The organism is Mesorhizobium sp. P3_A9 (assembly GCF_056402975.1).
This window is the reverse complement of record NZ_JBFUGJ010000820.1, coordinates 1-554: the sequence shown is the minus strand read 5'-3', so window position 1 is coordinate 554 and position 554 is coordinate 1. Positions and strand designations below refer to the sequence as shown.

Below are 554 nucleotides of genomic sequence, written 5' to 3'. Positions count from 1 at the left end.
CCTTGCGCCTCGACCAGTTCGGCCAGCACCGGCCCGGCAAGTTCTGCCGTGGCAGCCGAAAACAGTGCGCCGCGGCGGCTGAGCTCGAGGATGCCGGTGCAGCCGGCGAGCTCGGGAAGTGCAGTGGTGGCGTCGGCGATGAATTCTTGCGAGAACTGGACGACGCGGCCGCGCAGCGGCACGCAAACGCCGGCCGGCACGTCGCTGACCCAATTGTGCGGCAGGTTCGGACCGGTAAGCACGAGGTTGCCTGGCTCGAATTCGCCGATGAAGTCTCCGACGAAATAGCGACCTGACGTGGCGACGACATGATGGATTTCGTATTCGGGATGGAAGTGCCAGCGCACGGTGTGAAAGGGGTAGCCGTGGGCCCACGCCTTGAACGACTCGCCTCGTCTGATCTGGACAACTTCCAAGTCCGGATTCATCTTCGTTCCTCCCGGCGCCGGTCCGGTCGTGCGACCAGTTGCAGTGCCTTGTCCCGCAGGCCGCGTATGCCGCTCTCCGCAGTGATCAAAGCTTAGGCGGCAATTGTTGCAGCCGCCACCACGGTC

1 protein-coding gene is annotated in these 554 nt (G+C 64.3%); it reads right to left on the bottom strand.

Features of this window, described 5'->3' with window-relative positions; genetic code table 11:
* On the bottom strand, positions 1-428 hold a 428-nt coding region (locus AC1DX0_RS36925; RefSeq protein ID WP_477359616.1), incomplete at its 3' end, for a cupin domain-containing protein.
* Between the last annotated feature and the right edge of the window lie 126 nt (positions 429-554).